Here is a 25,866-nt window from a genome sequence, read left to right as displayed (position 1 = left end):
TTCAACTCCTCCACTAATATGAATATATTTTATCATATTTATATACCATTTTAGGAATTAATTTCAATTATTAATTCTGATATTATATGCCAATCATATAAGAATACTTATTTTATATAAATTTGTTATTGATTGAATAAAGATCTAACGGTATAATTATTATGTAAATAATTACCAGAGGTGATGGGTTTATGGTTAAAAATATTAGTAGAATTTGCTCTTTCTCATTATTATTTTTACTCTCAATACTTGCTTTAAACGAATTTCAAATAATGAGTTACTCAGTTAACTTAAAAAATATATTTTACTTTCTAGTATTAATTTTGATTATGTTTTCGTCTGTTACAACTCTTCTAACAAACAAATCAGGCTTTTTTAAATTTGTTAGTGTAGTAATAATGACAGCATTGGTAGTTGGGGGAATCATGTCTATACTAAAACCTGGACTTAATATTTCCCTATATGTGTGCATAATTCTTATTGCCGTCTATTCTTTAATCGATATATTCTATAAAGCTGCTTAGCTATACAGATATGCCAGTTTATTTTTACTATTTATTTTATATAAACTTTACTTTTAGAATTTCTCTTAACAAAAAGACTTCTATCATAAAATCATTTGATAGAAGCCTTTTTCATTAAGAGAATATATATTCTTTTATTGTTGCTTTAGATATGCATTTATAAACATATCGATCTCACCATCCATTACTGATGTAACATTTGATGTTTCGACATTAGTTCTATGATCTTTGACCATACTGTATGGATGAAATACGTATGATCTTATTTGACTTCCCCATCCCATATCTTTTAATTCTCCGGTTAAATCCTCAATTTTTTCTTTATGTGCTCTTTCTTTCAGCTCGACTAGTTTAGACTTCAACATTTCCATAGCTGTATCCCTGTTAGAAAATTGACTTCTTTCATTTTGGCACTGTACAACTATTCCAGTTGGAATATGAGTTATCCTAACTGCTGAGTCCGTTTTATTAACATGCTGGCCTCCGGCTCCTCCTGATCTATAAGTATCTATCTTTAAATCATCAGATCTTATCTCTATATCTTGTTCCTTTGTAAGTTCCGGAAGAACTTCCATAGATGCAAATGATGTTTGTCTTTTACCATTGGCGTTATATGGGGATATTCTAACCAGCCTGTGAATACCTTTCTCCGCTTTTAAGTAACCATATGCATATTCCCCAGTAACTTTTAAAGTAACGCTTTTAATTCCAGCTTCATCTCCAGGAAGTAAATCTAGAGTTTCAATACTATAGCCTTGTTTTTCACACCATCTTGTATACATTCTTAAAAGCATTTCTGTCCAATCATTAGCATCAGTACCTCCAACACCAACGTGAAGCGTCAAGATGGCATTGTTTTTATCATATTCTCCGCATAGTAGTACTTTCATATTATAGTCATCAATCTGTGCTTCTATATCTCTTAAAGTTTGTATTATTTCATTAGCAGATTCTTCATCATCATCTTCCATGATTTCTTTTAGTACTTCTATATCCTCAATCTGAGACTTCAGCTTATCAAAATTTTCAATTTTGTCTTTTATCAACTTACTCTTTTTTGTAACTTCTTCTGCCTTTTTTATATTATCCCAGAAACCTGATTCTTGCATTTGATATTCTAACTCATTGAGCTCCTTTTCTAACCTATCTCGGTCAAAGTGAAGCCCCCATTTCTTCTATAGATTTTTTTATACCTGGAAGTTTAACCAATTCCTTTTCAAGTTCAATTATCATCTATTATTCACCTCTTTCAAAAAATCCAGTATTAATAAGAATTCCGCAGAAGCCTTCTTAAAACTGTATTTAATTCTAAATAACAATTCTTCAAACCTCTACGGAATTTATTATATCATATTTATCATTTTTCAAACTCTTTAGAGCTTATTACAAAGTTTCAAACTTGTTTATGCTTCTCTTCCACAACAATTTTTAAATTTCTTACCGCTACCACAAGGGCACAATTCATTTCTTCCATGCTTATCTAGATTTCTAACTGGAGCTACTGGCCCTGCACTAGGTCCACCTGGTTGATTTTGTCCTGGCCCTGGAGCAGCAGCACTTGAAGATTCCTCATGAATTGCTGCAGTTTCTTGAGCAACCCTTACTCTTTCTGGTGCAACTTCTATTCTAACATGGAATAATAGTCTAACTGTTTCTTCTTTGATTGCTTTAATCATATCATTAAACATTTCGCTACCTTCCATTTGGTACGCTTGAACTGGATCAATTTGTTTGAATGATTGAAGCCCTATACCTTGTTTTAAATGATCCATATTATCTATATGATTCATCCATTTAGTATCAACAGCTCTTAAAAGAACAACTCTTTCAACTTCTCTTAATCTTTCTGCACCAAACTCTTCTTCCTTTTGTTCATAGAACTTACGTGCTGATTCAAATAAGCTTTCGATTATTTCCTCATTTGACAGATTTTCAAGACTAGGTAAATTAACTGTACCTGGCGCTATACATATATCTTGTAAAGCAACCATTAGATGCAAGAATTCTTCTCTATAATCTTCTGATTCACCTGTAACATAAGTATTAACAGCATCAGCAATAATATCCTTTGTCATTGATAATATTTCTTCTTTTACATCTTCGCCTTCAAGAACTTCTGATCTTTGTTTGTAGATAACTTCTCTTTGGATATTCATTACATCGTCATAACCCAATAATTGTTTTCTAATATCGAAGTTATTACCTTCAACCTTCTTTTGAGCATTCTCAATAGCTTTTGAAACCATTTTGCTTTCAATTGCTTCTTCTTCTTGAAGTCCTAATTTTTCAACAACACCTTGAATTTTTTCTGATCCGAATATTCTCATTAGATCATCTTCTAAGGAAATAAAGAATGTTGATTCACCTGGATCTCCTTGTCTTCCTGAACGTCCTCTTAACTGGTTATCTATTCTTCTTGATTCATGTCTTTCAGTACCTATTATTTTAAGACCACCAAGTTCAACTACACCTTCGCCAAGCTTGATATCAGTACCTCTACCTGCCATATTAGTAGCTATGGTAACCATACCCTTTTCACCAGCATGACTTATTATTTCAGCTTCTTGTTCATGGAATTTAGCATTTAATACTTGATGTGGTACTCCTTTTTTCTTAAGCATACTTGATACAAGTTCAGACTTTTCAATACTTACTGTACCAACTAACACTGGTTGCCCTTTAGCATGAGCTTTTTCAACCTCTGAAGCAACTGCCTTTATTTTTCCAAGCTCTGTGCTAAATACTAAGTCTGGATTATCTTTTCTTGCTATTGGTCTATGTGTTGGTATAACAATAACATCTAACCCGTAAATTTCTCTAAATTCATTTTCTTCTGTTAATGCAGTACCAGTCATACCTGATAACTTTTTATACATTCTAAAATAGTTTTGGAATGTTATAGTAGCCAAAGTTTTTGATTCTCTAGCGATTTTAACTCCTTCTTTAGCTTCTATCGCTTGATGAAGACCATCTGAATACCTTCTTCCCTCCATAAGTCTTCCTGTAAATTCATCAACAATTATTACTTCGCCATCTTTAACCATGTAATCTTTGTCTCTTCTCATAGCAAAGTTTGCTTTTAACGCTTGAGTTACATAGTGTTGTAATTCAATATTTTCAGCATCTGCATAATTGGCTACTTTAAATGTTACTTCTGCTTTTCTAACACCTTCATCAGTTAACATTACTGCATTTGCTTTTTCATCTCTAGTAAAATCTTTCTCTGCAACTAACTTCTTTGCAAAATAGTCTGCAACTTTATAAAATTCAGTAGATTTTTCACCTTGACCTGAAATTATAAGCGGAGTTCTAGCTTCATCTATTAATATTGAGTCAACTTCATCGACTACAGCAAAATTTAATGGTCTTTGAACTCTTTCCTCTTTGTAAATAACCATGTTATCTCTTAAGTAGTCAAATCCAAATTCATTATTAGTTCCATAAGTGATATCTGACGCATATGATTCTCTTCTTTGATCATTATTTAATTCATGTACAATAACACCTGTAGTTAATCCTAAGAAACCATATAACTCACCCATCTGCTCAGCATCTCTTTTTGCAAGATAGTCGTTAACTGTTACTATGTGAACACCATTTCCACTTAACCCATTTAAGTACGCTGGTAAAGTAGCAACTAGAGTTTTACCTTCACCTGTTTTCATTTCTGATATTCTACCTTGATGAAGTATCATACCACCCATAAGTTGTTCATCATAGTGCTTCATTCCTAAAACTCTTTTTGAAGCTTCTCTTACAACTGCGAATGCTTCTGGTAAAATATCATCTAATGTTTCACCATTTGCTAATCTTTCTTTAAATGCTGGAGTTTTTGCCTTTAACTCCTCATCAGAAAGCTTTTGCAGCTCTTCATCTAGATCATTTATTTTTTGTATAGTAGGTTTGAGCCTTTTAACTTCTCTTTCACTATATGTTCCAAATACGGCATTTAATAGTCCCATAATGTCATCCTTTCGAAATTATATATTTCACGTTAATTTCCAATATATTTTAACTATCCATAATTCATAATCTGTAATTTATTTTATAAATCACGTATTTTATAATTATAACATTTTACTTATCTTATTTTCAATAAAACTCATGATTTTTGTATTAAATCCTATATAAAGCACCCAATTTTAACTTTTTTTTAATATTTTAATCACAAATTATTAATATTAATTGAAAATTTTATGTAAAAATATTGTCATTATCTGTTCAATCATTTGATATGAAAAATAACTGTCCAATGATGCAAATTAAATAAGCACATTGGACAGCCATTATTAAAATCTCTTATATGTTATATGAATTCTGGTTCTAACAAACCATAATCCCCATCTTTTCTCTTATAAATTACATTTACTTTACTACTATCTGCATCTTGATATACAAAGAAATTATGTCCTAATAAATCCATTTGAAGAATTGCCTCTTCAGAATTCATTGGTTTTACCCCAAATTTCTTTACCTTAACCAATTTACCATCGTCCTCTTCTGATGGCTTAATATCTATATTATTTATTTCTCCAAATCTCAATGACCCACTATGTTTTCTAGATAATCTAGTTTTTTGTTTTCTAATTTGTCTTTCTAATTTATCTTCCACTAAGTCAAGAGATTTATACATATCGGAAGTTGATTCTTCGCCTCTTAATACTACTCCATTAAAAGGAATCATAACTTCTATTTTATGTCTATTTTTTTGAACACTTAGTGTAGCCTTAGCTTCTACATTCACTTCAAAATACTTTTCCAATTTGCTTATCTTTTTTTGCACTATTTCTTTTAGCGCATCTGTTAGTTCCATATTTTTTGCTATAACTGTGACTTTCATAAATTCCAGCCCCTCTCATATGAAAAAGTTTTTAAACTTAATATCTTTAAGTTATTAATATTTTATCACTTTTTTATTAACTTAACAAGAGAATTATCAGTAAATTCTGAAAACTAAAGACAAAAAATAAATCTAATCGCAAACTTTAGATTAGATTCCTCACATTTCCTATTAATGATAATTTTAAAATAAATAGAGGTAAAGCTAGTTGACCTGGTTTTTGACCCCACACTCGCCTGCTGGAGCTTTTGCTAATAGAATTTAATCCCTCACTACTAACCCTCTCAGAATACAATCTGGCAGGACTTACTTCTATACCGCACCATGCTCCTTAGACATTTTATCTAAATTACGTGGATCGTTTTGCCTGCGACTAGCTTCGACTTTCAACCACAAACCTAGCTTTACATTAATATTATATATGACTTTTAGCTAAGGTCAAGAGTTTTATGTCTTTTACTTGATATTTTCTTAATAATTTATAAGCTTCTTTAAGAGTTGCACCTGTAGTTGTTACATCATCTACCAGTATAATATTATATTTTCCAATTTCTAATCCCTTTTTTATTTTGAAAGCATCTTTTATATTTTCATATCTTTCATCCTTCTTTAATTTTTTCTGTTCTTTTGTTTCTTTATCCTTTATCAAAACTTCTAGAGCTTCAATTGATAAATCATTAGCTATTTTCTTTGCTATATACTCACACTGATTAAATCCCCTAATCTTTTTAGATTTTTTTGATAGTGGTATATAGGTTATTACATACTCCTGATATTTCAAGTTTCTTATAATATATTCTTCTAAAAATTCTGCTAATATATCTCCTGCTGTAAAATTGCTTTTATATTTAAATTTAAGTATTAAATCTTTTAATACTCCTCCATAATACCCATAACTTATTATTTCATCTTGATACGAATCTGCTATTGTTTTTATACTTTTCATACAATGCTCGCATATACCAAAGCAGTTATCTTCTTTACATATAATGCAATAATTTTCTCTTGGATATATTACTTCAATTAATCCTTCTAATATACTTTTTATAATTCTATTAAACGCTTTTCCCATACCTTTTTATTGAAATCTCTTGCCATATTCTTTGCCTTCTCAATATCTTCTGATATATCGTTTGATACCAAAAGAACCTCTGGTAATTTTAGATTTACATTTCTTATTTGTCCACATATATACAAAAGCTTTTTATAAGTATATCTTTCATTATCAGCAAAAAGTACTACTGCATCATCCATATAGCAATATTCAAGTAACTCCTCTATTTTATTAGTTATTATAAATATTGCCTTATCCTTGTATTTTGATACTTTTTCACTCTTTTTTATATCATCATTTCCTGAAACTTTTATTACTTTTACATTTGAAAGTTTTAGTTTATTACAAAAATAATCATATACTATGTCAAGCTTCTCTTTATTGGGTACATAAATAGCCACCTTATGGCTATTTTCCCTGAACCATTTAAGATAGTCATATAGAGAAAATGGAATATCTGAATTCAAATCTATTCGTGTAGTTAATACCCTAGGCTCCACAAACGGTTTTTTATAATTATATGCTGCAAGTTCGAACTTTTCGCCTACTAAAGTCGTCTTTTCTATGCTATATAGCAAAACTCTTTCTCCTATGTTTGAACACATTTCTAACATCTCTCTTATATTTACATTACTTAGATTGGAGAAGTATGTTATATCATCAAAAATAACCAAATCATAGTTCTGCTTAATCTTCATTAAGTTATTGTAGTGCGTAAAAGTAAGTTTAGCATTTGAAATTTCTTTTACAATATACGAATGAGTTATATCAGAATACATTTCTCTTGTTATATTTACTAATTCTTTGTTTTCACCTTCTTTTCCCCATACATATAAGACCCTCCCATTATTTTGTGAAACTTTACTTATTATCTTTGAAAAAACACACGATGTATTAAATGGAACTGTTATTACTGTTAAAAATTTGATATTTTTCTTATACCAATAATCTATCTTATCAAATGCATACTTTAAATCTTCTAAAGTTACTTTACATAAATTCCTCATACACCTATCTCCTTTCCCTTATTCTTCGAATTCATCTTTGGTTATTATCTCTCTTATTCTATATCTCAAAGATGAGTATCTTTCTATACTATTTGTATTATTAATCATATACATTAATGCTTTTTGGAACCCAACAACTACTACTAATTGTTTTGCCCTCGTAATGCCTGTATAAAGTAAATTACGATTCATAAGAAATGGCGATCCCATAAATACCGGAATTATTACAACCTTAAATTCACTTCCTTGGCTTTTATGTATTGTAGTAGCATAAGCCAAATCCAACTCATCTAAAAAATTAAAATCATATATAACTTTTCTTTCTTCATCAAATATGATTGTGAGTGTTTTTCTTTCTTCATCGATGCTTTCTATGAATCCCAGATCACCATTAAAAACTCCCACTCCTTCATTTTCGCCATAACCACTAACCCTAATCCACTTTAATGTATAATTGTTTTTTGTTTGCATTACCTTATCACCTTCTCTGAAAATTATATCTCGAGAAGTCTTTTCCTTTTTATCTTTTGATGATGCATTAAACATTTCTTGAAGCTTCGTATTTAAATTTGTGACTCCAAGCACACCTTTTCTCATAGGAGTTAAAACCTGCATATCCTTCAGTTTATTCCAAGACTTATTAAACTTAGGGAGTCTTCTATTTATTAGATCCATTATAGTATTTGCAATTCTTTCTTGATTATCTTCGCTAATAAAGAAAAAATCTCTATCTTTTTGATTTAGCAAAGGCATCTGTCCCTCATTTATTCTATGAGCATTTACTACAATTAAACTTTCTGATCCTTGCCTAAATATCTCTTTTAATCTTACCACCTTTATATAATCGCTTTCTATAAGATCTTTTAGCACATTTCCTGGTCCAACAGAAGGTAATTGATCAACATCTCCCACAATTATCAACCTAGTTCCTAAATTAATTGCTTTTAGTAGATTCTGCATTAAGATAATGTCAATCATAGACGCCTCATCAATTATTATTACATCACAATCTAGAGGCGATGATTCTCCTTTTTCAAATACTGATTCATCATCCTCAGAAATTCCCATTTCTAATAGTCTATGTATTGTTTTAGCTTCTCTCCCTGTTGATTCAGTCATCCTCTTTGCAGCTCTTCCTGTTGGTGCCCCAAGTATTACTTTCATTCCATTATTCTCATATATATGTATTATTGCCTTTATAATTGTAGTCTTCCCTGTTCCTGGCCCACCGGTAATTATTTCTATACCATTATTAAATGCGCCAATAATTGCTTCTCTTTGTGATTCTGCAAATTTTATATTTTGTTCCTTTTCAAAAACGTTAATTTCGAAATCAACATCCGAGTTTATAGTCTGAATTTGCTGCAAACCTAAAGTTATTATTTTACTAGTAACACCTAGCTCGCAATAATAATATTGAAGCAAAAATCCGACTTCAGTACCGTTTATGTTTTCAACAATAATTTTTTGTTGCGCAGCCATGTCATATATATTTTTTTCAATTAATTCCTTAGATATTAACAAATTATTTTCGCATTCTTCTATTATATTATTTTTAGGCATAAATGTGTTTCCTGCAGAGCAAAATTGATTCATAACATATTTAATGCCACTTTGAATTCTAAACTCTGAATTCTTTTCAATGCCAATGCTCATAGCAATTCTGTCAGCTGTTTTAAACCCAATTCCTGATATTTCATCGCATAATATATATGGATTATCAGATACTATCTGCCTCGCATTTGGACCAAATTTCTTATATATTTTTACACACTGATTATTAGTGACTCCATGTTTATGAAAATATAAGATTATATCTTTTAAACCTTGTTGCTCTATATAGGATTCATATATTATTTGAAATTTCTTTTCCCCTATACCCTCTATCTCCATAAGCCTCTCAATATGGTTTTCCATTATGTCTAGAGTTTCTTCACCAAATCTCTCTATTATTTTCTTAGCCGTAACTGGTCCAATTCCATGTATTATTCCTGCACTTAAATATTTTTCTATGCCATCTAATGAATTTGGAAGAAGTTCTTCATAATCCTGAATATTAAATTGATTACCAAATTGTTTGTGTACTGTCCAGTATCCTGTTAACTTTACATTTTGTCCTTCTCTCAAGAAAGGAACTGTTCCTACAGCACTAATTAATGTCTTTTCGTTTCTAATTCTACAAACTACATAACCAGTATCTTCACTTTTAAAAACAATATTCTCAACAAATCCATTTAGAACTTCCATATAGAATCTCTCCAAATCTTTATATATTTACCTTAAACTTTCTAAAATTAAAATTTAGCGTCAAATTTAACTTTGATTTTTTCTTATAATTATATCATAAATATTTATACCAATTTAAAACTAATCACTTATAACTCATAATCTTTTCTTATTCTTCCCTACATAAAATAACTTTTAAATGGAGTATACAAAATAAAACTATAAATATTTAATAAATTCTAAAGTGCTCAGATTTTAAGTGCTTTTAAATGCTTATCTGTTTTGCAATTAAAGTTATAAATTTTAATCTTAGTTGAGCACTCAATCTATTAAATTTCTATATATACTATTCAAATATATAATTATAAATTTCTCCATAATAAAAAGCCGTCTAGATTTAAGACGACTTTTTACCATTCTACAAAAACTTCTATTATATATATTGATAATAAAAATTCACTTAAGAATTATGCTATAGATTTTTTCTTATTTCATCTACTTTATTTAGTTGTTCCCATGGTAAGTTAAGATCATTTCTTCCAAAATGTCCATATGCAGCAGTTTGCTTATAGATAGGTCTTCTTAAGTCAAGATCTCTGATTATAGCTCCTGGTCTTAAATCAAATACCTTCTCTACTACTTCAACAATCTTATCTTCATCTACTTTTCCTGTCCCAAATGTTTCAACTTCAATTGAAACTGGCTTTGCAACACCAATTGCATATGCTAATTGAATTTCTAGCTTATCTGCAGCACCAGCTGCAACTAAATTCTTAGCAACCCATCTTGCAGCATATGCAGCTGATCTATCAACTTTAGTTGGATCTTTACCTGAGAAAGCTCCGCCGCCATGTCTGCCATATCCACCATAAGTATCAACTATTATCTTTCTACCTGTTAATCCTGAATCCCCTTGAGGTCCTCCAACAACGAATCTTCCAGTTGGATTTATGAAATATCTTGTCTCACTGTCCAATAATTCTGCTGGTACAACAGCCTCTATAACAAACTTCTTAAGGTCTTCCTGAATTTGCTCTAAAGTAACCTTCTCATCATGTTGTGTTGATATAACTATAGTATCAATTCTCTTTGGCACATTATCTTCATATTCAACTGTTACTTGAGTTTTACCATCTGGTCTTAAGTAACTTAATGTACCATTCTTTCTTACCTCTGTAAGTCTTCTTGATAATTTATGAGCCATATATACTGGAAGCGGCATAAAATCTTCAGTTTCATTAGTTGCAAAACCGAACATCATTCCTTGGTCTCCAGCACCAACTGCTTCAACTTCATCTTTTTCACCTTTCTTTGACTCAAATGCTTCATCTACTCCCATAGCTATATCTGCAGATTGTTCATCTATCGATGTAAGAACTGAACATGTATCACAGTCAAATCCAAATTTTGCTCTATCATATCCAATTTCTCTTACTGTTTCTCTAACTACCTTAGGAATGTCAACATAACAATTTGTTGTTATCTCTCCCATTACCATAACCATACCTGTTGTTGTGCAAGTTTCACAAGCAACTCTAGCCATTGGATCTTTAGATAGAATAGCATCTAGTATAGCATCTGAAATTTGGTCACACATTTTATCAGGATGTCCTTCTGTAACTGATTCTGAAGTAAATAATCTTCTCATATCTTTTCTCTCCTTAGATTTAAATATTATAACTATCTTCACGAATAAAATTATTTTATTAAAAACTATACATAGCTTTATAGAATAATAATCGTTTATAAAAACTTCACCTTATTTAAATACAATAAATAATAGTCAAACTATTTTATTAATTGTTTCTTTTATAATTTAAGCATGCGCAAACTTAAAAAAATAAAAAAGCTCTTCGATAAGAAGAGCGCAATTTAGCAATCATTTTCTTATCTTGTAGAAAACTCTACAGGAATTGGCACCTTATATAATACAGGTTGCCGGGTTTCACAGGGCCCTTTCCCTCCACCTCTCTTGATAAGAGTAACATAATTCAATTTTCAAAAGTATTTTATCATATGCTGTATAATTAGTCAATATTATCAATCAATTTTTATATAAGATAAAAAATAAAAAAGAATAAACTTAAGTTTATTCTTTTTGGTGGAGGAAGATGGATTCGAACCATCGAAACGAAACGTAACAGATTTACAGTCTGCCCCCTTTGGCCACTCGGGAATTCCTCCATATTATTTTATTGGAGCTGGCAATAGGAATCGAACCTACAACCTGCTGATTACAAGTCAGCTGCTCTACCGTTGAGCCATGCCAGCATATAATTATTAGATTTAGTAATTTTATAATGGTGGGCACAACAGGGCTCGAACCTGTGACCCCCTGCTTGTAAGGCAGGTGCTCTCCCAGCTGAGCTATGCGCCCATTATAAATTGGTGGAGGAAGATGGATTCGAACCATCGAAACGAAACGTAACAGATTTACAGTCTGCCCCCTTTGGCCACTCGGGAATTCCTCCATATTATTTTATTGGAGCTGGCAATAGGAATCGAACCTACAACCTGCTGATTACAAGTCAGCTGCTCTACCGTTGAGCCATGCCAGCATATATATTAGATTAGTAATTTTATAATGGTGGGCACAACAGGGCTCGAACCTGTGACCCCCTGCTTGTAAGGCAGGTGCTCTCCCAGCTGAGCTATGCGCCCATTATAAATTGGTGGAGGAAGATGGATTCGAACCATCGAAACGAAACGTAACAGATTTACAGTCTGCCCCCTTTGGCCACTCGGGAATTCCTCCATATTTATTTTTTATACCTTGTTGCCTCATTTGCCGGTCAACAATGATTAGTATATCGGTAAAGCGATTTTATTTCAACTCCAATATACACCCATATAAATAATTTAAATTCATATTACTCTCTATTTCTACAATATGCTCTCATTTAATATGTTAATCCTAATTATTTTTTATTCTTTTGTTAATCTCTTGTATATCTAAAAAAGAAGATGATATTTCTTGAATTTTCTTATAATCTTCTGTTGTTAATCTCCTTTTTAAGATTTTAAATATTTCTATTAGGCTTTCATTATCATTCGTATCTTCATAATATTCTTTTATTTTACCTATATCAAATGCAGATAATTTTTTTATTATTTTTTCAAGTTCCTTTTTATTATCTGTAGATAATTGACTTAACGCTTTTTCTTTATTTATTTTATATAATGGCTTCGAATACGAAACAGTTTCTTGTACAACAACTTCTTTTGCAGAATTTTCATCTTGCGGTTGCCAATATAACAGAAAATACATGTTTATTATTATTGTAGGAACTAAAACCAAATACATTAAAACTTTTTTCATATGCACCTCCTTATTTACTATTAATTTCCAAAAAACATTTTTTTATACTATCTTCTGTTAATTACTCATATATATATTTTATAAAGGAGGTATATGTCCCTTGAGCAAGCCAGATATTAAACTTGATCCTAAATTTTATTATAATTTAGCTTTAGAAGTTAAAAAATTTATATCAAAAGACACCATAATAGTTTGTATTGGTACTGACAAATGTATTGGGGATTGTTTAGGTCCTCTAGTTGGATCTATACTCACAGAAAACTTTTTTCCTTTACCTGTTTATGGAACTTTATCTTCTCCAATTCATGCTTTGAACATAGATGAACGATTAAATGAAATATATAGTAATCACCCTAATGCATCAATAATTGGTGTTGATGCCTGCTTAGGTGACGAAGATGATATTGGTGAAATTCGTATAAGGGACTATGCAATACATCCTGGTAAAGGAGTCGGAAAAGAACTTCCCGAGGTAGGAATTGCATCAGTTATAGGCATTGTGGACTCTAGTGATAATGCTGAATTCTTTTTTTCGCGAAGCATAAGACTCTCATTCATTATGGATATGGCTAAAATTATATCCAAAATATTTATTGATGCCTATAGTTTAAGTCACTGGAAATATCCTAAAATTTAGGTATTTTATATTTAACTAAATAAATAGCAGTCAATAGTGAAATTACTAATGACTGCTATTTATAAAGCTATTCTATAAGAACTATTTGCTGAGAATTAACTTGACTATCTAATTTATCTATATAATTAAGCACTTTGCCTGTACCGTTCGCAACACATTCAACTGAGTTCTCGGCTATAGTTGCTACTACGCCAGTCTTAAACTCTATAAGTTTATCTAACCCATGTATTAAAGCTCCCCCACCAGTCATTAATATTCCTCTTTCTATTATATCCGAGGCTAATTCAGGCGGTGTTCTTTCTAATACCTTTTTTACAGTATCAACTATTATTTCCACAGGTTCCTTTATTGCATTTCGTATTTCTTCTGTTGTAATTTCTATTTCATCTGGTAATCCTGTAATGAGGTTTCTACCTTTCATCATACAAGTTAGATTTCTAGAGTTTTTAAATGCTGATCCAATATTTATTTTTAAATCTTCAGCTGTTTTCTCACCTATCATTAATTTATATTCATTACGTACATATTTTATTATGGCTTCATCGAACTTGTCTCCCGCTACTTTTATTGACTCTCTTTCTACCACTCCACCTAATGAGATAACAGCGATATCACAAGTACCTCCGCCAATATCCACTACCATACATCCATTCGGCTTAGTAATATCTAATCCTGCTCCAATGGCTGCTGCTAGCGGCTCCTCAATTAAATGGACCGTTTTTGCTCCTGAATTCATAGCTGCATCAATAACAGCTCTCTTTTCTACTTCTGTAGCTTGAGATGGTACACAAACAATTACTTTAGGTGCACTTATACTTCTTTTCCCGCACGCTTTTTTTATAAATTCCTTTAGCATTTTTTGTGTTATATCGTAATCAGAAATCACTCCATCTCTTAATGGCCTTACTGCAACAATATTTCCTGGGGTTCTTCCTATCATTTTTCTTGCTTCTTCCCCTATAGCCAACAATTTATTATTATTTTTATTTATGGCTACAACAGAAGGTTCTTTTAATATTACCCCTTTACCTTTTACGTAAACTAGTACAGTTGCCGTTCCTAAGTCAATTGCGAGGTCTATCCCCGTTCTCCAAAAGCACATTTTTTATTCACTCCTATAATACATATTAATACCTATATTTACATAATTCTACTAATAATATATTATAGACTTAATCCTACTAAGATTCAATAATTTTATACTTCATTTGTGTAGCTTTTCCACCTCTAATATGTCGTTCAGCTTTATTTAATTCTAAAATAGAATGAGTTTCTTGAGCAATTTCTGGGTTAATTTTTAACAATCTCTCTGTCATATCTTTATGAATTGTGCTCTTGCTAACACCAAAAACCTTAGCTGTTTTTCTTATTGTAGCTTTTGAATCTATGATATATCTTGCAACATCTAAAACTCTTTCTTCAATATAGTCTTTCAAAATACCACTTCCTTGATTTTATCATTTTATTATCATTTATTTTTTGATTTATTAGTCATTTATTTTAATGAAAAAAACAAATGACTAATATATATTTTCATAAAATTTTATTTAGATTTTAAATTAAAATATTTTTCTGGATTAACTTGTTCTCCATTAGCATTAATTACTTGTAAATTTAAAAATTCACCAAATACATCTTTACTAAATACCTTTGCGCTATCTCCTACTTTTGCAATAACTTGATTTGCTTTAACCTTATCTCCTTTTTTTACTGATAAGTTTGCATCAAGATTTCCGTATCTTGTCTTTAGGCCATTAGCATGTTTAATTTCTACTACAACCCCTTCTTCAACACCAGTATTTTCTGCAACTTCCACAACACCATCTGCTGCTGCCTTTACTTCTGATCCTACTGTTGATTGTAGATTAATACCTCTAATAGTTCTGAAAACTCCTTCTTCCATCTTAACTGGCGCAGGATAAGTATATTTTCTACTTTCTACTCCATCTATAGGATTTACAAATGTTACCGTATTATTTGTAGATACTGATGCAGCCTTTTCTATTTTTGTTTTATCTGCATTGTCTTTATTACTATTATTTTGAGCATTCTCTACTCTTTCAGCATTTTGAACTGAATTATTAGAATTTCCTTCATTTCCAGAATTCATTGTTAGATCTTTATTTACGTCTTCTGTTTTATTAACTTGGTTTTTGCTGTTGAGCATTTTATAAGAGATAGTTCCAACAGTTACTACAATACAGAGACATAGGAATAAGGCGATATAAAATCCCTCCTTCCTAAATAAGTTTTTAAGTTTTTCTTTTAAATTTTTGTCCAATATGAACACCTCCAATTGTTATAGTTCCCTTTTTATGAAAAATAATACATAAATTTGCTTTTTTATCATGTATTATTTACATTTAAAGGTATTTTAAAATTATTGTTATAAGTGTATATCTAGTGTTAAAAAGTACATATAATTTAATTATTAAACAATAGATATATCCATTAGGGATTTAGGCCCTAATTTAAGAAGTTCTACTTTATAATTTCTGTTTTAAGTAGTGATGTTCTAAATTATGTCCATCTCCACTTTTTTTAAACATACATATACAAAAATTCAATTAATTGGAGGATATACCCCATGCTAATTTATAGTCAAAAATAGAAAAGGATACTTGCTATAAAAAAATAAACAAGTATCCTCTTTAAATTTATTCAATTATTCATATGAAGTTATGCCAACCCTATGTCTAAGTTAACGTAAATACTCTCTCCTTAGTTGTAATTTATTTCTTGGATTTCGACTCCGCTATAGTAATGTTTAAGAATTTCATCATACTTCGATCCACTCTTTGCCATCGCATTAGCCCCCCATTGGCTCATCCCTACACCGTGGCCATAACCCTTGCAGTTAACTTCTACAGAATCTTGTTGAAAGTCTAATGTGAAATTGGTCGAATTCAAATTGAACAATGTCCTAAATTCAGTTCCTTTAACAATCTCATTGCCTATTTTTATTTCTTTTACACTTCCAGCTTCTGTAAAACTTAATATCTTAATTAGTGATGACAAATTACTTTTATTAGCATTAACACCTTTATATTTAGAATTAATTTTATTTATAAAATCGTTTATAGGAATTTGTGTGCTCGTCTTATATTTAGGTGCAATTTCTTCACCCTTACTGTCTTCTGATTTTAAATATGGTACATCCATAGAAAATACATCTTTTGCATCTTCTGTTTTTCCAGAGCTGGTTGCAAAAAATTGAGGATATTCCAACACTGAACCGTCATAAGTAAGAACTTGCCCTTTTGTATCTAGAACTGCCTTTTGTATCTTCTCCCAATTACTTTCAGCTTCACTTTTACTCCATTTAGAGATTCTCTCATCCTTACTCATATATACTTGGCAGTGGGTTGTATCACAAATTTCAGCTCCTTTCTCTTTTTCTTCTTTATTAGGGTTATTTCTTTTACTCATATAAAATGTTCTTGCTGCAACAGCTTGAGCTTTCAAAGCTTCTTCCTCAAAATTAGCTGGTACTTCACTCGCAACTACTCCCATTACATACTCTTCCAAATCTATTTCCTCAACTCTATCTTCTGACCTATGATATAGCTTAACTTTACCATTAGACGGAAATGTTATTTTTGAACTCTTCATTATATCTTTGTCACTCAAGTTAAACGAATCAATTTTCCCTTTACCATTTTCTAAGAAAGCTATTGGTAATGCTATTAATATAGTAAAAATGATCAAAGTCATAGCTGCAATTATTTTCACATTATTGCTAATCTTTATACTTGTAGTCCTAGCATTAATTATCTTCATACTCTACCTCCTAAAGCCTGCACTCTAAAGTATATTGTCTTAGCCTAATAATTATGTTAATTATGTTAACTTTAAGCTACCCAAATTTAGATAAACCATAACTTTCTTAATTAGTCTCTCCTATAACTTACGCATAGATTTAACTTAAATATAAGCTATTAGAGATAAAAAAATCCCAAGCGACTGTGGTTAGGCTCCGTATTGTGCTTCGCACTCTTTTCATTTAAGTTCCGTATTGTGCTTCGCACTCTTTTCATTTAAGTTCCGTATTGTGCTTCGCACTCTTTTCATATGTGTAGATTTTTTTCACGCATCTAGCTTTTCGAACGCATGTGAGAAAAGTCAGGCGAATAAGATTTCTTTTTTATTCTTTTTAAAATACCCAAACTATTTAATCAACCTTTTTTAATTTATCCCCTCAAGGAGTACCTCGTCCACAGATTTTACTAAAATATAAATTCCCAAAGAATAAAAAAGCATAATTAGGGATAGGTAACTAAATTTCATGTAAATTCCTTTATAAAACTTACATGAAAAATTTGTATACCTTGTTCATAACTATGAACCCTAATTATGCATACACACAATTCATATCTTAATCTACATATTTATTCTATATATTTCTGCTCCTAAATTCCTAAACTTTTCTTCAATTCTTACATATCCTCTATCAATATGATAAACATCATTTACCACTGTTTCACCATCTGCTACTAATCCACTTAGTATCATTGCTGCCCCAGCCCTTAAATCAGTTGCTTTAACTTCGCAGCCTGTGAGTCTTGGATTGCCTTCAATTATAGCAGTTCTTCCATCAATCTTGATGTTGGCTCCCATCCTTTGCAATTCAGCAACATGCATAAATCTATTTTCGAAAACTGTTTCTGTAATAACACTAACACCTTCAACAATAGATAATAAACTCATCATTTGAGCTTGCATATCGGTTGGAAATCCTGGATAAGGAAGTGTTTTGATATCCAATGGCCTCTTACTTCCCCGTCCATCTACTACAATGGAATGATCTTTGTAATTGCTAAAACCTATTCCACATTCTCTTAACTTTTCTATTACAGGTCTTAAATGCTCTTCATTCACTCCATTTATCTTTATTTTACTATTTGTAATAGCTGCTGCTATCATAAATGTCCCTGCTTCTATTCTATCATATATAGGTGTATAACTAATTCCTTTTAGATTTTTAACACCAGTTATAGTTATCTTTCCAAATCCTGCTCCTTCTATTTTAGCCCCCATCTTATTTAAGAATTGCGCTAAATCCCAGATTTCTGGTTCTTCTGCTGCATTCTCTATTATAGTTGTTCCTTCAGCAAAGACAGATGCCATCATAATATTTTCAGTAGCGCCAACAGATGGAAAATCAAGGTAAATTCTGTTGCCCACTATTTTCTTTGCTCTCACCTCTACAAACCCATGACCTATTACAACCTCTGCTCCAAGTAATTTAAATCCTTTAAGATGCAAATCAATTGGTCTACTTCCTATGTTACATCCGCCTGGTAATGATAATTTACAATATCCAAATCTAGCAAGCATAGGTCCCATAATTAAAAATGATGCTCTCATTTTCCTCATAAGCTCTTCATTAGCATCCATTTCTACTATATTTTTCGTATTTATTGTTAATCTATCGTTTACGTTTGAAATATTAACGTCACAGTTTAGTTCGCTTAATAACTTACAAATAACCTCAACATCTTCTAACCTAGGTGCATTATCAATAATTATAGGCTCTGGGCACAATATAGTTGCTGCAATTATTGGTAAAATTGAATTTTTTGCACAACTTATATTAACTTCCCCTCTCAGTTCTTTTACACCTTTAACCACTATTTTCTCCATATTATCCTCCATAATGAATTGTTAAGCATATGAAAAATAACTGTCCAAAATATTACATATACTCTACTTTAGATAAATCCAATAAGGCTTTGCTAATAAGCAAATCTATACTCTACCCAAAGCAAAATAAAGGTTATATTGAAAAGCTTTTTCAATATGTCTTAATATGTTGTAAATATTATTGGCGTACCAATTATTATATGTGAACCAGTATCATAATCAACTAATGCAAAATTAATTTTTTCTCCATCGTTCAAATAACCTGTTCCTGAGTATCCATTACTGATTTTCATAAGTTGTGCCTTTCTTATGTTATATTCACTGACTAATCCATTTGTAAAATAATCACTATCTAATCCTTTTTCTTTACCTTCATAGTAAAGAAAATATTGCATATTTTCTAATTTTGAATTTTCAATATTCTTAAGTATGTTTTTCAAATACTTTGTCCCATATTTAGGATTCTTGTTTGTTAATATAATTTCAACATAACTATATACATCTTCACGCCATATTTTTATATCAATATTAAAATCACTATTAAACGCTTCAAACTCATCATTTCCACCATCTTTATAAGAAAGAGCCATATTTCTAGGTAAATTTTCTTTTATTCTATAAGCTTCATTTGCGATATTATTTTTCGTCCTATACTGAAGTTTTACACCATTTTCTTGAAACTCACTTATATCTTTCACTTTCATTTCTAAAGTATTGAATGAATTTTGAGCGCTGACTATATCGCTGGAAATAGCACCTATATTAAAAAAAGATAATAATATAAAAATTACTATACTCATTTTTATATTCATATTAAGACCCCCTTAATTTATCTTCTTAATTATGGCCATCTCCTTTAACTTTTATTCTCTTTTCTATCCAGCTATATAATATATAATATAAATTTCTTAAAATTTTGTGATAGATTGTCAATATCTAGAATAAAAAATAATAAAAAATAAAGTGTAGCATCTTTATACGGATATTTCCTATATAAAAGATGGTACACTTTAATTTATAGTAACATTATCTATTAGATTTTTTTAGAGCTAATCTTTGCTTTGCCCTAAAGAATGCTGCCTCTGCTCTTCCTCTATTGTAGTTTTCGGAGTTTTTTAATCTATCTTCTGCTCTTCTAAAAGCTCGTTCTGCTCTTTCTTCATCAATATCTTCTTCAAACTCAGCAGCATCACTACTTATAACCATTTCGTTATTATTAATCTGAACAAGTGACTTAGAAATAAATAACTCTTCATCATTTCCCTTAGCATCTTTGAATTTCGCGATGCAAGGTATAGTAGTAGATATTAGACTTTGATGATTTGCAAGTACTTGAAATTCTCCATCTGCACTTTTTAAAGTTACTTTTTCTACTTGATCATTATACACTTCACGACCAGGTGTTATAATTTTTAGTAAAAAGGTATTAGCCATAATTGCTCATCCCCTTTATCCTAATTTTTTTGCTTTTTCTATAACATCATCTATAGTTCCTGCAAATAAGAAAGCTGATTCTGGCAATTCATCGTATTTACCTTCAAGAATTTCTTTAAATCCTCTTACTGTTTCTTTTACTGGAACATACTTACCTTTTAATCCTGTAAATTGTTCACCAACTGTAAATGGTTGAGATAAGAATCTTTGAATTCTTCTTGCTCTAGCCACGACAGCCTTATCTTCATCTCCTAATTCGTCAACACCTAAGATAGCGATAATATCTTGTAATTGCTTATATTTTTCAAGAACATGTTTAACATCAGCTGCTACTTTATAGTGCTCTTCTCCAACAATTCTTGGATCAAGGATTCTTGAAGTTGATTCTAATGGATCAACAGCTGGATATATACCAAGTTCCGCAATACCTCTAGATAAAACTGTTGTTGCATCTAAATGTGCAAATGTTGTTGCTGGAGCTGGGTCTGTTAAGTCATCGGCTGGAACATATACAGCTTGAACTGACGTAATAGAACCATTAACTGTTGATGTAATTCTTTCCTGAAGTGCACCCATTTCAGTTGCAAGTGTTGGCTGATATCCAACCGCTGAAGGTGTTCTTCCAAGTAATGCTGAAACCTCTGAACCTGCTTGAGTATATCTGAATATGTTATCTATGAATAGTAACACATCTTGACCTTTATCTCTAAAATACTCTGCCATAGTAAGACCTGTTAATGCAACTCTCATTCTGGCACCCGGTGGCTCATTCATTTGTCCAAATACTAATGCTGTCTTATCAATAACTCCTGACTCTCTCATTTCATGATATAAGTCATTACCTTCTCTTGATCTTTCACCAACTCCAGTAAATACTGATAAACCACCATGTTGTTTAGCTATGTTGTTTATTAATTCTTGGATTAAAACTGTTTTACCAACTCCAGCTCCTCCAAATAGACCTATCTTACCACCTCTTTGATATGGTGCAAGTAAGTCTACTACCTTGATTCCTGTTTCAAACATTTCAGGCTCAACTGATTGATCTTTAAAGCTTGGTGCTGGTCTATGAATCGGATATTCTTGTTTTACTTCAATATCCCCGCACTTATCAATAGGCTTTCCTAAAACATTAAATAATCTTCCTAATACTTCTTCTCCTACTGGAACAGAAATAGGCGCTCCTGTGTCAACAGCATCCATTCCCCTCTTTAATCCTTCTGTAGCTGACATAGCTATTGTTCTAACTATATCATCTCCAACGTGTTGTTCAACTTCTGCTACTAATTCATAATCTCCCGCCTTAATAACAATGGCATTATATAAATCTGGGAGAGAATCTGAATCAAACTTTATATCTATTACCGGTCCAATTACTTGAACTACTTTTCCCATCTTTCCAGGCATAAGATACCTCCTTACTAATTTTGAGCTGCTGCTCCTCCAACAATTTCAGATATTTCTTGCGTAATCGCACCTTGCCTAATTCTATTAAATTTAAGCTTTAATTTGTCTAATAGATCATCTGCATTCTTTGTTGCTCCGTCCATAGCTGTCATTCTTGTACTTTGTTCACTACATTTCGAACTTAATAAAATGCTTCTGATTTTTCCTTTTAGATAAATATTAAGAGCATCTTCTAATACTATATCTAAATCCGGCTCAATAAGAAATGATCCTGTTGTGCCTTCAGATTTACTTATAGGCAAAATCTTAACTGACTTTGTTTCTTGTTTAACTGATGATATAAAGTCAGAGTATACAATATTAACCTCTGATACATCACCATTTAAATACATTTCAAGAGCTTTATCAAATATTTCTTTTGCTTCGCTTACTGTTGGCACATCTTCAATACCAACATATTCTCCTACTGGTTCTATCTTAATTCTCTTTAAATAACCAAGACCTTTGCTTCCAACTAAAACAATCTTTGCAGTATCCTTTTTATCTTTAATTTGACTTACTAATTGAGATACTACACTACTGTTAAACCCACCGCACAATCCTGAATCTGATGTTATTACTACATATAGTTTATTTTGACTATCATTCCCTTCAAAATAAACATTGCTTCCTTCTTCACCAGCTGTAGTTGCAAGATTTCTTACGACAGGTTCAGTTATATCAATAAACTTATTGTTTACTGCTAACTCATTTTTAGTTTTTCTTAACTTAGAAGTGGCAACAAGTCCCATTGCATTAGTGATTTTTCTTGTATTTTCAACTGATTTAATTCTCTTTTTAATTTCAAGAAGTCCAGCTGCGCCCATTATCTCCACCTCCTAAGAAGGGCATAGCTTAAGAATTTAAGCTATGCTTCTTGTAAAAATATCTTTTTAAACTCAACTATTGCTTCCTCTAACATAGATTTTATTTCATCAGTTAAAGTTTTTCCTGTAATAATTGATTTTTCAATTTCTCTATGATGAGTATCAACATACTCTAAGAATTCTTTTTCGAATCTCTTTATATCGCTAACTTTAATGTCCGATAAGAAATCATTAACAGCTGCATATAATATTATGATTTGCTTTCCAACTTCAAGTGGACTATATTGATCTTGTTTTAATACTTCAACTAATCTCTTACCTTTTTCAAGTCTTCTACTAGAATCGGCATCTAAGTCAGATCCAAATTGTGAAAAGGCTTCTAGCTCTCTATATTGTGCTAGTTCCAATCTTAAAGTACCACTTACCTGTTTCATAGCTTTAATTTGTGCACTACCACCAACTCTTGATACTGATATACCTGCATTTACTGCTGGTCTTTGTCCTGCATTAAATAAATCAGATTCTAAGAATATTTGACCATCAGTGATTGATATAACATTAGTTGGTATGTACGCAGTAACATCTCCGGCTTGAGTTTCTATAATTGGAAGTGCTGTAATTGATCCACCACCTAATTCTTTAGATAGCTTCGCAGCTCTTTCAAGTAATCTTGAATGTATATAGAAAACATCTCCTGGGTAAGCTTCTCTTCCTGGTGGTCTCTTAAGTAATAATGACATTGCTCTATATGCAGTTGCATGTTTTGAAAGATCATCATATATTATTAATACATCTTTACCTTGATGCATAAAATATTCTCCTATAGTGCATCCAGAATATGGAGCCATATATTGAAGTGGAGCTGATTCTGAAGCTGTAGCACTTACAACTATACTATAATCCATAGCCCCCATTTCAGTTAATGTATTAAATATATGAGCAACTGTAGATTGCTTTTGACCGATAGCAACATATATACATATAACATCTTTACCCTTTTGGTTTAATATTGTATCTATAGCTATAGCTGTTTTACCTGTTTGTCTGTCTCCAATGATAAGTTCTCTTTGTCCTCTACCTATTGGAATCATTGAATCTATAGCTTTAATTCCAGTTTGTAATGGCTCATTAACAGAACTTCTATCAATTATACCTGCTGCTGGAATTTCGATTGCTCTAGTTTGGCTTGTGCTTATAGGTCCCTTACCATCAATTGGTTCTCCTAATGCATTAACAACTCTTCCAATCATTGCTTCGCCTACAGGAACTTCAACAACTCTTCCTGTTCCTTTAACTGTATCGCCTTCTTTTATTCCTTTTTCTTCTCCTAAAAGAACACAACCAACATTATCCTGTTCAAGATTTAAAACCATCCCATATACATTGTTAGGAAATTCTAATAATTCCCCTTGCATACAATTATCTAATCCATAAACTCTTGAAACACCATCTCCAATTTGGATTATAGTACCAGAATCTACTGTTTTGATATCTTTTTCGTATTTCTCTATTTCCTTCTTTATAATAGAAGTTATTTCTTCTGGTTTAATATTCATGGATTCACCTCTATTCTTTCTTAAGCATTAATTCTTTCATTTCTTCTACCTTTGATTTTATAGTTCCATCAATAATATCATTTCCAACTTTAACATAAACTCCGCCTAGGAGACTTTTGTCTATTTTAGTATCAAATAAAATATTTTTTTCGTATTTTTTTTCAAAGATAGCTTTTAATTGTTCTAACTCTTCATCTAAAAGTGGTACAACTGTTTTAACTATACCTCTTATAGTATTTCTTCTTTCTAGATCAATCTTTTCCATTTGATCTAGTATTTCTCTTAACTGAAGAATTCTATCCTTTTCAATCAATATCATCATGAAAGAAAGTAATTCTTCATCAATTTTTCCTTTAAACAAATCAGTAAATAACTGTTTCTTTTTTGCTGTGTTTATTTTAGGATGATTAATTACTTCATAAAACTCTTTATTTTCATCAAATATATCACATATATCTGTTAAGTCTCGTAAATATTCATCCACTTTATTGTTCTTTTCAGCAATTTCATACAGAGCTAACGCATATCTTTTTTCTAAATACTCCTGCATACTTACATACCTACCTTAGCAATGAAATCGCCAATAAGTTTTCTATGTGTTGCTTCATCTACCTGCTGCTCTAATGCTTTAACTGAAAGCTCTACCGCTAAATCTACTGCTTGTTTTTTAATCTCATATTCTGCTTTTTCTTTTTCTCTTTCAATTTCTAAGTTAGCTCTTTCTTTTATTGAATTTGCTTCAACTTTTGCATTTTGAACAATTTCCTCGTAAAGTTTATCACCTTTTGCTCTTTGAGCTTCAGTGATTTTCTTCCCTTCTTCTTTAGCTGATTGTAAAATTTGTTCATTTTTTACCAAATACATTCTAGCTTTTTCAGCATCTTCATCTGCTTTACTTATCGTTTGATTAACGAGATTTTGTCTTTCTTCAATTATTCCTTTGATTTTATCCCAAAAGAAATGTTTTAAAATCAAGATTATCAGACCAAAATTAATCCAATTGAATATAATTGTTGATACATTTACTTCCATTTTTACTTATATCCTCCCTTCGGAGTCAATGCAATTAACTCATACAAATTTATTATCTGTTCATTAACATAAATGCCATTACTAATCCATATATTGCTGTAGTTTCACAAAGTGCTGCACCTAATATGAAAAATGTCATTACTCTTCCCGATGCTTCTGGTTGTCTTCCTACTGCTTCAACTGCCTTACCAGCTGCAATTCCAATACCTACTCCTGCTCCAATACCAGATAATACAGCTATACCAGCTGCTAGAACTCCTAAACTCATTATGATTCCTCCTAAGATATTAATTAATTTTAATTTTTTAATAATTTTCTAAA

23 protein-coding genes, 7 tRNA genes and 1 riboswitch are annotated in these 25,866 nt (G+C 31.1%); of the genes, 2 read left to right on the top strand and 28 right to left on the bottom strand.

Translation table 11 applies throughout. From position 1 onward, the window contains the following. Nucleotides 1-191 precede the first annotated feature (191 nt). A complete protein-coding gene (locus F3K33_RS02515; RefSeq protein ID WP_017213034.1) occupies nt 192-524 on the top strand; it encodes a hypothetical protein in 333 nt (110 codons plus the stop codon). A 134-nt stretch (nt 525-658) separates the two neighbouring features. Here the strand turns inward: F3K33_RS02515 and prfB are convergent. From prfB to F3K33_RS02440, 15 genes are all read right to left on the bottom strand, one after another. Further along, nucleotides 659-1,757, bottom strand: a protein-coding gene (prfB, locus tag F3K33_RS02510) for a peptide chain release factor 2 (protein ID WP_373866804.1) whose coding sequence is annotated in 2 segments (ribosomal slippage) — nt 659-1,684 and nt 1,686-1,757 — 1,098 coding nt in all. Because the reading frame shifts where the segments join, the coding sequence is not laid out codon by codon here. Between the two features lie 170 nt (nt 1,758-1,927). Beyond that, complete coding sequence (secA, locus tag F3K33_RS02505; RefSeq protein ID WP_023974858.1) at nt 1,928-4,486, bottom strand: preprotein translocase subunit SecA; 2,559 nt, start codon at nt 4,484-4,486, stop codon at nt 1,928-1,930. Nucleotides 4,487-4,830: 344 nt separating this feature from the next. Continuing rightward, a complete protein-coding gene (gene hpf / locus F3K33_RS02500; protein WP_011967781.1) occupies nt 4,831-5,364 on the bottom strand; it encodes a ribosome hibernation-promoting factor, HPF/YfiA family in 534 nt (177 codons plus the stop codon). A gap of 415 nt (nt 5,365-5,779) precedes the next feature. Then, nucleotides 5,780-6,436, bottom strand: coding sequence for a ComF family protein (locus F3K33_RS02495; protein ID WP_011967780.1), 657 nt, complete (start codon nt 6,434-6,436; stop codon nt 5,780-5,782). Continuing rightward, nucleotides 6,409-7,425: a hypothetical protein gene (locus F3K33_RS02490; protein WP_023974857.1), complete on the bottom strand. Its 1,017-nt coding sequence runs from the start codon at nt 7,423-7,425 to the stop codon at nt 6,409-6,411. Before F3K33_RS02490 ends, F3K33_RS02495 begins: the two co-directional genes overlap by 28 nt. Nucleotides 7,426-7,443: 18 nt before the next feature. Beyond that, nucleotides 7,444-9,672: an SF1B family DNA helicase RecD2 gene (gene recD2, locus F3K33_RS02485; RefSeq protein ID WP_039768516.1), complete on the bottom strand. Its 2,229-nt coding sequence runs from the start codon at nt 9,670-9,672 to the stop codon at nt 7,444-7,446. 451 nt (nt 9,673-10,123) lie between these two features. Beyond that, a complete protein-coding gene (metK, locus tag F3K33_RS02480; RefSeq protein WP_011967777.1) occupies nt 10,124-11,299 on the bottom strand; it encodes a methionine adenosyltransferase in 1,176 nt (391 codons plus the stop codon). A gap of 236 nt (nt 11,300-11,535) precedes the next feature. After that, nucleotides 11,536-11,633: riboswitch (SAM riboswitch) on the bottom strand. A gap of 117 nt (nt 11,634-11,750) precedes the next feature. Further along, nucleotides 11,751-11,835: transfer RNA gene (locus F3K33_RS02475), tRNA-Tyr, on the bottom strand. Nucleotides 11,836-11,847: 12 nt separating this feature from the next. Beyond that, nucleotides 11,848-11,922, bottom strand: a tRNA-Thr gene (locus F3K33_RS02470). Between the two features lie 30 nt (nt 11,923-11,952). After that, nucleotides 11,953-12,028 (bottom strand) — tRNA-Val (locus F3K33_RS02465). A 9-nt stretch (nt 12,029-12,037) separates the two neighbouring features. After that, nucleotides 12,038-12,122 (bottom strand) — tRNA-Tyr (locus F3K33_RS02460). A gap of 12 nt (nt 12,123-12,134) precedes the next feature. After that, nucleotides 12,135-12,209 (bottom strand) — tRNA-Thr (locus F3K33_RS02455). Nucleotides 12,210-12,236: 27 nt separating this feature from the next. After that, a tRNA-Val gene (locus F3K33_RS02450) sits at nt 12,237-12,312 on the bottom strand. 9 nt (nt 12,313-12,321) lie between these two features. After that, nucleotides 12,322-12,406: transfer RNA gene (locus tag F3K33_RS02445), tRNA-Tyr, on the bottom strand. A gap of 159 nt (nt 12,407-12,565) precedes the next feature. Beyond that, nucleotides 12,566-12,970, bottom strand: coding sequence for a hypothetical protein (locus tag F3K33_RS02440; RefSeq protein ID WP_011967776.1), 405 nt, complete (start codon nt 12,968-12,970; stop codon nt 12,566-12,568). Between the two features lie 100 nt (nt 12,971-13,070). On the opposite strand from F3K33_RS02440, the gene yyaC reads away from it, so the two are divergent. Continuing rightward, a complete protein-coding gene (gene yyaC / locus F3K33_RS02435) occupies nt 13,071-13,607 on the top strand; it encodes a spore protease YyaC (RefSeq protein WP_023974855.1) in 537 nt (178 codons plus the stop codon). 67 nt (nt 13,608-13,674) lie between these two features. Here the strand turns inward: yyaC and mreB are convergent, their stop codons facing one another. The 13 genes from mreB to atpE all read right to left on the bottom strand — a co-directional run bounded on the left by mreB (nt 13,675) and on the right by atpE (nt 25,813). After that, the gene (gene mreB / locus F3K33_RS02430) at nt 13,675-14,709 is read right to left on the bottom strand and encodes a rod shape-determining protein (RefSeq protein ID WP_011967774.1); all 1,035 of its coding nucleotides are present in this window, start codon (nt 14,707-14,709) and stop codon (nt 13,675-13,677) included. Between the two features lie 79 nt (nt 14,710-14,788). Further along, nucleotides 14,789-15,043 carry a sporulation transcriptional regulator SpoIIID gene (spoIIID, locus tag F3K33_RS02425; RefSeq protein WP_011967773.1) on the bottom strand — a complete coding sequence of 85 codons (255 nt, stop codon included), beginning with the start codon at nt 15,041-15,043 and terminating at the stop codon, nt 14,789-14,791. A 107-nt stretch (nt 15,044-15,150) separates the two neighbouring features. Beyond that, complete coding sequence (locus tag F3K33_RS02420; protein WP_023974854.1) at nt 15,151-15,888, bottom strand: M23 family metallopeptidase; 738 nt, start codon at nt 15,886-15,888, stop codon at nt 15,151-15,153. Nucleotides 15,889-16,328: 440 nt separating this feature from the next. Beyond that, entirely contained in the window at nt 16,329-17,387 is a 1,059-nt protein-coding gene (gene spoIID / locus F3K33_RS02415; protein WP_011967771.1) for a stage II sporulation protein D, read from the bottom strand. Between the two features lie 600 nt (nt 17,388-17,987). Then, nucleotides 17,988-19,250: a UDP-N-acetylglucosamine 1-carboxyvinyltransferase gene (gene murA, locus F3K33_RS02410; protein ID WP_023974853.1), complete on the bottom strand. Its 1,263-nt coding sequence runs from the start codon at nt 19,248-19,250 to the stop codon at nt 17,988-17,990. Nucleotides 19,251-19,411: 161 nt separating this feature from the next. Continuing rightward, on the bottom strand, nt 19,412-20,062 hold the full coding sequence (locus tag F3K33_RS02405) for a hypothetical protein (protein ID WP_011967769.1): 651 nt from the start codon (nt 20,060-20,062) through the stop codon (nt 19,412-19,414). A 214-nt stretch (nt 20,063-20,276) separates the two neighbouring features. Further along, a complete protein-coding gene (gene atpC / locus F3K33_RS02400; RefSeq protein ID WP_011967768.1) occupies nt 20,277-20,684 on the bottom strand; it encodes an ATP synthase F1 subunit epsilon in 408 nt (135 codons plus the stop codon). Between the two features lie 15 nt (nt 20,685-20,699). Next, nucleotides 20,700-22,091, bottom strand: coding sequence for a F0F1 ATP synthase subunit beta (gene atpD, locus F3K33_RS02395; RefSeq protein ID WP_011967767.1), 1,392 nt, complete (start codon nt 22,089-22,091; stop codon nt 20,700-20,702). A gap of 14 nt (nt 22,092-22,105) precedes the next feature. Beyond that, nucleotides 22,106-22,957, bottom strand: coding sequence for an ATP synthase F1 subunit gamma (atpG, locus tag F3K33_RS02390; RefSeq protein WP_011967766.1), 852 nt, complete (start codon nt 22,955-22,957; stop codon nt 22,106-22,108). A 41-nt stretch (nt 22,958-22,998) separates the two neighbouring features. Continuing rightward, nucleotides 22,999-24,513 (bottom strand): F0F1 ATP synthase subunit alpha, encoded by a 1,515-nt coding sequence (gene atpA, locus F3K33_RS02385; RefSeq protein WP_011967765.1) that lies wholly within the window; start codon nt 24,511-24,513, stop codon nt 22,999-23,001. Nucleotides 24,514-24,523: 10 nt separating this feature from the next. After that, nucleotides 24,524-25,063, bottom strand: a complete 540-nt coding sequence (locus F3K33_RS02380; protein WP_011967764.1) for a F0F1 ATP synthase subunit delta — start codon at nt 25,061-25,063, stop codon at nt 24,524-24,526. A 2-nt stretch (nt 25,064-25,065) separates the two neighbouring features. Beyond that, nucleotides 25,066-25,545, bottom strand: a complete 480-nt coding sequence (locus tag F3K33_RS02375) for a F0F1 ATP synthase subunit B (protein WP_023974852.1) — start codon at nt 25,543-25,545, stop codon at nt 25,066-25,068. 52 nt (nt 25,546-25,597) lie between these two features. Beyond that, nucleotides 25,598-25,813: an ATP synthase F0 subunit C gene (atpE, locus tag F3K33_RS02370; protein WP_017209887.1), complete on the bottom strand. Its 216-nt coding sequence runs from the start codon at nt 25,811-25,813 to the stop codon at nt 25,598-25,600. Between the last annotated feature and the right edge of the window lie 53 nt (nt 25,814-25,866).

Source organism: Clostridium beijerinckii (assembly GCF_008705175.1).
Lineage (GTDB): Bacteria > Bacillota > Clostridia > Clostridiales > Clostridiaceae > Clostridium > Clostridium beijerinckii.
The sequence above is the reverse complement of the archived record's forward strand: the minus strand, read 5'-3'. Positions and strand labels throughout refer to the sequence as shown.

Bases quoted from the DNA above. Each gene is read 5' to 3' on its own strand.
- hpf (WP_011967781.1), bottom strand. From the start codon at position 5,364: ATGAAAGTCACAGTTATAGCAAAAAATATGGAACTAACAGATGCGCTA.
- mreB (WP_011967774.1), bottom strand. From the start codon at position 14,709: ATGTGCTTTTGGAGAACGGGGATAGACCTCGCAATTGACTTAGGAACG.
- atpA (WP_011967765.1), bottom strand. From the start codon at position 24,513: ATGAATATTAAACCAGAAGAAATAACTTCTATTATAAAGAAGGAAATA.
- secA (WP_023974858.1), bottom strand. From the start codon at position 4,486: ATGGGACTATTAAATGCCGTATTTGGAACATATAGTGAAAGAGAAGTT.
- spoIID (WP_011967771.1), bottom strand. From the start codon at position 17,387: ATGAAGATAATTAATGCTAGGACTACAAGTATAAAGATTAGCAATAAT.
- F3K33_RS02405 (WP_011967769.1), bottom strand. From the start codon at position 20,062: ATGAATATAAAAATGAGTATAGTAATTTTTATATTATTATCTTTTTTT.
- F3K33_RS02380 (WP_011967764.1), bottom strand. From the start codon at position 25,063: ATGCAGGAGTATTTAGAAAAAAGATATGCGTTAGCTCTGTATGAAATT.
- recD2 (WP_039768516.1), bottom strand. From the start codon at position 9,672: ATGGAAGTTCTAAATGGATTTGTTGAGAATATTGTTTTTAAAAGTGAA.
- atpC (WP_011967768.1), bottom strand. From the start codon at position 20,684: ATGGCTAATACCTTTTTACTAAAAATTATAACACCTGGTCGTGAAGTG.
- F3K33_RS02515 (WP_017213034.1), top strand. From the start codon at position 192: ATGGTTAAAAATATTAGTAGAATTTGCTCTTTCTCATTATTATTTTTA.
- F3K33_RS02495 (WP_011967780.1), bottom strand. From the start codon at position 6,436: ATGGGAAAAGCGTTTAATAGAATTATAAAAAGTATATTAGAAGGATTA.
- atpE (WP_017209887.1), bottom strand. From the start codon at position 25,813: ATGAGTTTAGGAGTTCTAGCAGCTGGTATAGCTGTATTATCTGGTATT.
- F3K33_RS02440 (WP_011967776.1), bottom strand. From the start codon at position 12,970: ATGAAAAAAGTTTTAATGTATTTGGTTTTAGTTCCTACAATAATAATA.
- F3K33_RS02490 (WP_023974857.1), bottom strand. From the start codon at position 7,425: ATGAGGAATTTATGTAAAGTAACTTTAGAAGATTTAAAGTATGCATTT.
- atpG (WP_011967766.1), bottom strand. From the start codon at position 22,957: ATGGGCGCAGCTGGACTTCTTGAAATTAAAAAGAGAATTAAATCAGTT.
- murA (WP_023974853.1), bottom strand. From the start codon at position 19,250: ATGGAGAAAATAGTGGTTAAAGGTGTAAAAGAACTGAGAGGGGAAGTT.
- metK (WP_011967777.1), bottom strand. From the start codon at position 11,299: ATGAGAAGATTATTTACTTCAGAATCAGTTACAGAAGGACATCCTGAT.
- F3K33_RS02375 (WP_023974852.1), bottom strand. From the start codon at position 25,545: ATGGAAGTAAATGTATCAACAATTATATTCAATTGGATTAATTTTGGT.
- atpD (WP_011967767.1), bottom strand. From the start codon at position 22,091: ATGCCTGGAAAGATGGGAAAAGTAGTTCAAGTAATTGGACCGGTAATA.